We start from the raw sequence: 5,510 nt of genomic DNA, 5'->3' as shown, positions 1-5,510 counted from the left end.
CCGTCAGATCGCCCTGTTCGCTTGGGTTCCCCTCATCTCGATGTGGTTCGGTGGCGGCGAGGCCGGCAAGGTCGTCTTCATCGCGCTCGCGGCGTTTCAGCCGGCCCTGATCAACACCTGGCAGGGAGTGTCCGGCATTCCGCGGAGCTATCGCGAGCTTGCCGACGTCCTGACCTTCGGCTGGTTCGACTTTGCCTGGATCATCGCCATCCCGGGTGCGCTGCCGCAAATCTTCACGGGCCTGCATTCGGCGCTGATTTACGCCTGGACCGCTACGGTGGGCGCCGAGCTTCTGCTCAACATCGCACCCGGTCTCGGCGGGCGCATGAACGAGGGCCAGCATCTGTTCCACATGGATCTACTGCTGCTGTGCATTCTGCTGCTCGGTGGCGTCGGCGTGGTCTTCAATGTCGTCGCCGGCGCCCTGGAGCATCGCCTTCTGCGCTGGAGGATGCCATGAGCGACCCCGTCGCCACGTCCGAACGGGGACGTGGCCAAAGCCACGCTTTGGAGATTGCTGACGTCAGCAAGAGGTTCAGGGTCGCCGGCCGACAGGTCCAGGCCCTGTCGCATGTCCATCTTGCAGTCGGCGAGGGCGAGTTCGTCAGCATCGTGGGATCGTCGGGGTGCGGCAAATCCACTTTGCTGCGGCTGGTCCTCGGCCTCGACACTGATTATGACGGCGAGATCCGGGTCGATGGACAGAGGGTGGAACGGCCCGGTCTCGATCGATCGATCGTTTTTCAGGAGCACAGGCTTTTGCCCTGGCTCAATGTCGAGGCCAATGTGGCGGCGGCGCTGCGCCAAAGCGGGTTGGCCGCGGCTGAGCGGGGCCAACTCGTTCGCGACCATCTGAATCTCGTCGGCCTCGAGCAATTTGCCAAAGCCTATCCTGCCCAATTGTCCGGCGGCATGGCGCAGCGTGTGGCGATCGCCCGGGCGCTTGTCACCAAGCCGCGCTTTCTGCTGCTCGACGAGCCCTTCGGGGCCCTCGACGCTCTGACCCGGCTGCGCCTGCAGGACGAACTTCAAAGAATCGTCCGGAACGAGGGCACGACCGCCGTGCTCGTCACGCACGACGTCGATGAAGCAGTCTACCTTGGAGATCGGATCGTCGTCATGCATCCCCATCCCGGACGGATCGCCACGATCCTACCCGTCACCGACGCAGTCTCCCGCGACCGCTCCGATCCGAATTTCATTGGCCTTCGCGACGAGGTGTTGTCCCGCCTCGGCGTGTCGCGAACCGGAAGCGATGCTGCCGCCGAAGTTCGCCGCAGCGCCTGACCGCCGGCACCTCTCAAAGCGGCTCTCACCTTCGCCGAACAGGGAGAGTCGCACCAGCAACTGCCCTTGTTCGTTCCGTCGCAAGCCGAAGGCCATAAATTCCCGAGTTCATGAACCGTTGAAGGATGGGGGCTGCCGAGAGTCCCTCGACACTCACTCACAAACCCAAGGGAGAAAGCCGGGGCAAAGTATCCCCTCGCCTTTCGCTGTGAACAAGTTGCAGGCAATGCTGTTTCAGGCGCATGAACTCGCTCGAGGCGATGATCTCGGTCATACGCGGTCTCTCGAAAGGTACGGTGATTTCCCCTCGGATCCGGCCGGGCGGCGCCTGCATGACGATGCTCCTGTCGGCGAGAAGCAGGGCTTCGATATCATGGGTGACAAACAGAATTGTTTTGCGGAATTGCTCCCAGATATCGCGCAGCAATTCCTGCATCCGCAGCCGCGTCAGGGCGTCGAGCGCCCCGAAGGGCTCGTCCATCAGCAGGAGAGTTGACGAGAACACGCGCCATCTCGACGCGTTGCTGCATGCCGCCGGACAGCTGACCCGGATAGCGCCCTGCAAAGCCGTTCAGACCGACGAGAGCGAGCATTTTCTCTGCCTCGAGACGCCGCTGCCCGCGCTTGACGCCGCGCATTTTTAGGCCAAAAGCGACGTTGTCTCGAGCATTCTTCCACGGAAAAAGCGTGTGGTGCTGGAAAACGATGCCGCGTTTCCAGATGGGGATTTTTTAGGGGCTCCCCATCGATGGAAACGATGCGGCAGCTGGCTTGATATGTCCCACCAAGGCCCGAGGAGGGTTGATTTCCCGCAGCCGGATGGCCCCAGAAGACAGACGAATTCGCCGTGACCGATGCTCCGCATGGCATCGTAGCCGACCGAGATCAGCGTGACCGCGGCCGGAACTTCGCGCTTTCGCAGGATATCGCCAACCGAGGCATGCCAGGCCGGATCAGTGAAGGCAGCTCCACATCCGGCCAGACAGCTGAATGCCAGGATCATCCATGGATTGTATTGTATATTCCCAGCCCCACAAAAGCGGTCAGCATGATCGATGACAACGCTATCACGCACCAGCCTATCGCCATGACATGGCGGCGGCTGAAATTGTCGGCGATGGCCCCGGCGAAGATCGACAGAATGAATACGGGCAGCGTCGTGGAGGTCTGCACCAGGGCGACCATCACGTCCGAGGCCGAGATGGTCGCCATCAGCCAGCTGACCGCCACGGTCTGGAACAGCCAGCCCAGGCTCGACACCTGTGCGGCAAGCCAGATTACACGAAAGGTCGGATTCTCAAGCGGAGCGAACGTCGCCAACGAAACCGAAGCCGCGTCCGCGCGCGCGCCACCCTGCTCATTGGGCGAGTCCCTCTCCGCTTGTGTCTACGTTTAGTTGGAGATTCCTCCTTTGCAGGACTTGCCTGTGGAGAGTGGCAGGATCAGGCATTATAGGCCGAGGCTCAGTAATTTTCGAGGGCTGCGTCCCATCCATCGCCAAAGCGCCTTAGCACCCCAATCGATCATTCTTCTGGAAGTTTTGAGAGGTGCGATCTGTCTATTCATCACGCGTATGCGCGCTACTTTGAGAAGACCGTATTGAGGGGTAGAACGCAACTTTCATTGCGTTCTGTGGCTGGTTTCATTAATCAAACTGAATTTTGCAGAAGCCAAAATCAGGAGCATTCCGTGACAGAAGAAATCGAGAACAATAGTGATGCCCTCATCGAGCTTACCGCCGACGTCGTATCGGCTTACGTATCGAACAATCCGGTCCCCGTGGGCGATCTTCCGGGCCTGATCGACCAGGTGCATGCCGCCTTAAAAGGCACGATCGGTGGCCCGGTCGTGAAGCCTGAGGAGCTGAAGCCTGCCGTTCCCATCAAGAAATCGGTCACGCCCGACTACATCATCAGCCTGGAGGACGGAAAAAAGTTCAAGTCGCTGAAGCGGCATCTCGCGACCCATTATGGTCTGACGCCTGAAGAATACCGCGCCAAGTGGGGCCTGCCGGCAGACTATCCGATGGTCGCCCCGAGCTATGCCGCGACGCGCTCGGCTTTAGCCAAGACCATGGGCCTAGGTAGAAAGCCTAATCAGACCGAACAGGCAGCCCCTGCAAAGGGGACCCGTAAGAACGGCGCGGCCTGAGCGTTGTTCCGGCGCGCTGACTTGAAAGGCGGGGAGAACCCGCCTTTCGTCGCATTCGCGCTAGGCAGCAACTTGCGCACGGCATGCTCGATTTATGTTCCCGTACGATTTCGTCTGCGGGGGGACGGTATGGGCCACCGCCGGGCGGCTGCTCCGCATGCGCAAAAGGCCGTCAGCTCACTTTACTTTGCTGAGATTGCCGGCTGAGGATTTCCCGGTGCGGCGGTCCTGCTCGATCTCGTAATTAACCTTTTGCCCGTCAGCGAGAGTCGAAAGCCCCGAACGCTCCACAGCGGAAATGTGGACAAAAACGTCTGGGCCACCCGCATCGGGCTGAATAAAGCCTTAGCCTTTCGTGCTGTTGAACCACTTCACCGTGCCAGTTGCCATGCATTTTTCCTTTGTTTCAGTTGCAGTGTTGGTTTGCCCAAGCCAGTTAACATTCTGACTTGGGGATAGGCGCAGCAAAAACGAGAAATCGCAAGGCCCTCGGATTGCCAGGAGGAAAATCACCTGCACGATACCGGCCGTAAACGCGCAACAACTGCTTTGTCCCTTATGGCTGCAACGGCCGTTGCGGGCGCCGACGATCAGGTCTTCGTCGCCCTTGAACATGATCGCCAGCGCGAAGGCGCCCGAGAGCCGCTTCAGCGCCTGATGCGCGGCCTCGACCGGCTTCAGCCCCTTGGCGACCTTGCGCGACACCAGATGGGCGACGACCTCAGAGAAGGCGATGGAAAAGTGAGATGGATCCCTAAGCTGGCGTCGTCCGGTCCGCAGAGGTTAGCAGGCCTCACAAACATGCCTCGGTTGTGAGCGCACTTGGGCGGGCTTTCGGCGGGCGTCTCTGTGTGAGTTGTCGACAAACAGGCCGACCAACTAAAGCCCCTGCTCGGCACTCGATGTAATACCAACGGTCTCGGGCGCTGACTCTTTCGTGATTTTGTGTCGCAGGTGGACCGTGATTCCCTGATGCCGAAGGAGATTCGGCGATGGGTTCAGCGGTGAAATTACGGGATGACTATTCGGCGAGCGAACTTCGACGCCTTGCGCGGGCTTCGAAGGATGTGCGGCAGAGCAGCCGGCTGTTATCGATCGCGGCGGTTCTGGACGGGATGAACCGAACCGATGCGGCGCGGATCGGCGGGATGGATCGGCAGACGCTGCGCGACTGGGTGCACCGGTTCAATACTGTGGGCCCCGACGGTCTTCTCGATCAGTGGTCGCCTGGTCCGCTGTCGCGGCTGTCGCCAGACCAGCAGCGCGAATTGGCTGCGATGGTGGAGACGGGGCCGGACCGTGCCGTTGACGGCGTCGTGCGCTGGCGGCGCATCGACCTGAAGCGCGTCATCAAGGAGCGCTTCGGCGTGGACTACGACGCGCGCTATGTCGGGAAACTGCTGCACAAGCTCGGCTTCTCGCACATCAGCGCGCGCCCGCATCATCCGGGCCAGGACGCCCATATTGTCGAGGAGTTCAAAAAAACTGGCCACGCACGCTGAAGGCGCATCTTTGCGACCTGCCCCCGCGCACGAAGGTGGAGCTTTGGTTCCAGGATGAAGCCCGCATCGGCCAGAAGAACGGCATCGTGCGGCAATGGGCAAGGCGGGGCACCCGGCCCCGCCAGCCGGCCGATCAGCGCTACAAGAGCGCATATCTGTTTGGCGCGATTTGCCCGGCGCGCGGCGCCGGTGCCGCTCTGGCCCTACCCTTTGCCGACACCGAGGCCATGCAACGCCATATCGACGAGATCAGCCGCCATGTTGAAAAGGGCGCGCACGCCGTGCTCGTCATGGATCGGGCCGGATGGCACACTACCGCCAATCTCAGGATGCCGAAAAACATGACGGCGATCTTCCTGCCCTCGCGCTCCCCGGAACTGAACCCGGTCGAAAACGTCTGGCAATATCTGCGGCAGAATTGGCTCTCGAACCGCGTCTTCGACGACTACGACGCCATCATCGACGCCGCTTGCGATGCTTGGCAGAAGCTCCTCGCTGCGCCCCAAACCATCAAATCAATCGGAATGCGGGAGTGGGCGCATGTCGGTCAAACTCCATGACTCTTGGTAT

At 60.8% G+C, this 5,510-nt stretch carries 7 protein-coding genes and 2 pseudogenes; 4 read left to right on the top strand and 5 right to left on the bottom strand.

Features of this window, described 5'->3' with window-relative positions; genetic code table 11:
• The coding region (locus tag EOA32_RS32500; protein ID WP_128373913.1) for an ABC transporter permease subunit at nt 1-460 on the top strand (460 nt) is incomplete at its 5' end.
• The gene (locus EOA32_RS32495) at nt 457-1,287 is read left to right on the top strand and encodes an ABC transporter ATP-binding protein (RefSeq protein WP_128373912.1); all 831 of its coding nucleotides are present in this window, start codon (nt 457-459) and stop codon (nt 1,285-1,287) included. The genes EOA32_RS32500 and EOA32_RS32495, both read left to right, overlap by 4 nt.
• A gap of 157 nt (nt 1,288-1,444) precedes the next feature.
• On the opposite strand, the gene EOA32_RS40285 is transcribed toward EOA32_RS32495, so the two are convergent.
• From EOA32_RS40285 to EOA32_RS38955, 3 genes and pseudogenes are all read right to left on the bottom strand, one after another.
• Nucleotides 1,445-1,792, bottom strand: coding sequence for a hypothetical protein (locus EOA32_RS40285; protein ID WP_245499462.1), 348 nt, complete (start codon nt 1,790-1,792; stop codon nt 1,445-1,447).
• Nucleotides 1,793-1,832: 40 nt separating this feature from the next.
• Nucleotides 1,833-1,994, bottom strand: a pseudogene (locus EOA32_RS40280) (ABC transporter ATP-binding protein); the annotation flags it as partial.
• A 143-nt stretch (nt 1,995-2,137) separates the two neighbouring features.
• Nucleotides 2,138-2,607 (bottom strand): annotated as a pseudogene (locus EOA32_RS38955) (MFS transporter); the annotation flags it as partial.
• A 369-nt stretch (nt 2,608-2,976) separates the two neighbouring features.
• Between EOA32_RS38955 and EOA32_RS32485 the strand changes: the two are divergent.
• A complete protein-coding gene (locus tag EOA32_RS32485) occupies nt 2,977-3,438 on the top strand; it encodes a MucR family transcriptional regulator (protein ID WP_128373911.1) in 462 nt (153 codons plus the stop codon).
• A gap of 177 nt (nt 3,439-3,615) precedes the next feature.
• Here EOA32_RS32485 and EOA32_RS32480 read toward each other — a convergent pair whose 3' ends face one another.
• Together EOA32_RS32480 and EOA32_RS40275 are read right to left on the bottom strand one after the other, a co-directional pair.
• Nucleotides 3,616-3,777: a cold shock domain-containing protein gene (locus tag EOA32_RS32480; protein ID WP_245499463.1), complete on the bottom strand. Its 162-nt coding sequence runs from the start codon at nt 3,775-3,777 to the stop codon at nt 3,616-3,618.
• A 6-nt stretch (nt 3,778-3,783) separates the two neighbouring features.
• Entirely contained in the window at nt 3,784-4,143 is a 360-nt protein-coding gene (locus EOA32_RS40275) for a hypothetical protein (protein WP_245499461.1), read from the bottom strand.
• 287 nt (nt 4,144-4,430) lie between these two features.
• Between EOA32_RS40275 and EOA32_RS32475 the strand changes: the two genes are divergently transcribed.
• Nucleotides 4,431-5,500, top strand: a protein-coding gene (locus tag EOA32_RS32475; RefSeq protein WP_128373910.1) for an IS630 family transposase whose coding sequence is annotated in 2 segments (ribosomal slippage) — nt 4,431-4,917 and nt 4,917-5,500 — 1,071 coding nt in all. Because the reading frame shifts where the segments join, the coding sequence is not laid out codon by codon here.
• Nucleotides 5,501-5,510: the final 10 nt, after the last annotated feature.

This window comes from Mesorhizobium sp. M1A.F.Ca.ET.072.01.1.1, assembly GCF_004023325.1.
In the GTDB taxonomy this organism is placed as follows: Bacteria; Pseudomonadota; Alphaproteobacteria; order Rhizobiales; family Rhizobiaceae; genus Mesorhizobium.
This window is presented reverse-complemented; position numbering and strand designations above follow the sequence as displayed.

Bases quoted from the DNA above. Each gene is read 5' to 3' on its own strand.
- EOA32_RS32495 (WP_128373912.1), top strand. From the start codon at position 457: ATGAGCGACCCCGTCGCCACGTCCGAACGGGGACGTGGCCAAAGCCAC.